The 1,498-nt window shown below is 74.5% G+C and carries 1 protein-coding gene; it reads right to left on the bottom strand.

Features of this window, described 5'->3' with window-relative positions:
• On the bottom strand, positions 1-1,498 hold a 1,498-nt coding region (locus CCN44_RS41730), incomplete at both ends, for a putative bifunctional diguanylate cyclase/phosphodiesterase (protein ID WP_086704442.1).

Raw genomic sequence — 1,498 nt, 5'->3', positions numbered from 1 at the left:
GGAGTAGCCGGTGCCGAAGTCGTCCAGGGACATCTTGACGCCGTGCCCGGTGAGGCCGGCGAGGGTGTCGGCGGCCCGCTGCGGGTCCTCCAGCAGCACGTGTTCCGTTATCTCCAGCTGGAGCGCTCCGGCGGGGACTCCGTGCCGGGCGAGGCGCGCGGCGACCGATCCGGCGAATCCCGGGGTGTGGACGTCGCGCGGGGAGACGTTGACGGCGACGGGGACGCGCAGTCCCTGGGCGCGCCACCGGGCCACCTGGGCGAGCGCGGTCTCCAGCACGTACTCGGTGAGGTGGGGCATCAGCCCGGAGGACTCGGCTATCGCTATGAACTCGTCCGGCGGTACCTTGCCGCGCTCGGGGTGCACCCAGCGGACCAGCGCCTCCAGACCGGCCACCTGTCCGTCGAAGCGGACCTTGGGCTGGTAGTGCAGCTGCACCTCGTGCGCGTCCAGCGCCCGGCGCAGGTCGCCCAGCAGGCCGAGGCGGTCGGGGGTGTTGGAGTCCCGCTTGGACTCGTAGACCTCGACGCCCGTACGGTCCCGCTTGGCCTGGTACATCGCGACGTCGGCGCGGCGCAGCAGCCCCTCGGCGTCGAGGGCGTGATCGGGGAAGACGGCGACGCCGGCGCTGGCCTCCAGGACGAGGGTGAGTCCGTCGAGGTCGAGCGGGGAGCTGAGGGCGGCGACGAGGCCGCGGGCGACGCGCGTGGCCGACGTGGTGGAGTCGGCGACGGGAAGTAAGACGGCGAACTCGTCACCGCCGAGCCGGGCGGCCTCGGCGCCGCGCGGCAGGGCGAGCCGCAGCCGGTCGGCTATCTGGAGCAGCAGCCGGTCGCCGGCCAGGTGACCGAGGGTGTCGTTCACCGAACGGAAACGATCGAGGTCGATCAGCATGAGGGCGGCGCGGGCCCCGATGCGCTCGGCGTCGTCGAGGGCGGTCCAGATCCGCTCCAGCAGCCACTGCCGGTTGGGCAGGCCGGTCAGCGGGTCGCGCAGCTGCTCCTCGGCGCGGGCGCGGGCCATCCACAGCGTGGAGTCCAGGGCGATCAGCGGGATCGCGAACAGCGGGAGCAGGACGGGCTGGGCGTCGGCGACGACGCACAGCAGGGGCGCGATGCCGAGCAGGGCGACGGCGACCAGCCCCTGCCGGACCAGGGCGGTGCGGGCGACGGTGGGCACCCCGCCGCCGCGCGGGGCGTGCAGGTACCAGAGCAGGCCGCGGCTGACGGCGAGGTAGGCGACCGCGACCAGGACGACCTGGGGGGCCGTGGCGATGGTCCAGGTGTCGGGGCGCCAGGGCTCCTCGACGCTCGGGACCCGGCCGAAGACGCCGAGCAGCAGCGCGCCGGCGCCGATGCCGAGGATGTCCACCGCGCCGTGCAGCACGCCCTGCCGCCAGCGGTGCCGGCGGGCGATGCCGACCAGGACGACGACGGTGAGGCTGACCAGGCCGGCGGGCACCCAGCCGTACAGCAGCAGGACGGCGAGGGTGAGGGCG

This window comes from Streptomyces tricolor (assembly GCF_002155905.1).
Lineage (GTDB): Bacteria > Actinomycetota > Actinomycetes > Streptomycetales > Streptomycetaceae > Streptomyces > Streptomyces tricolor.
This window is presented reverse-complemented; position numbering and strand designations above follow the sequence as displayed.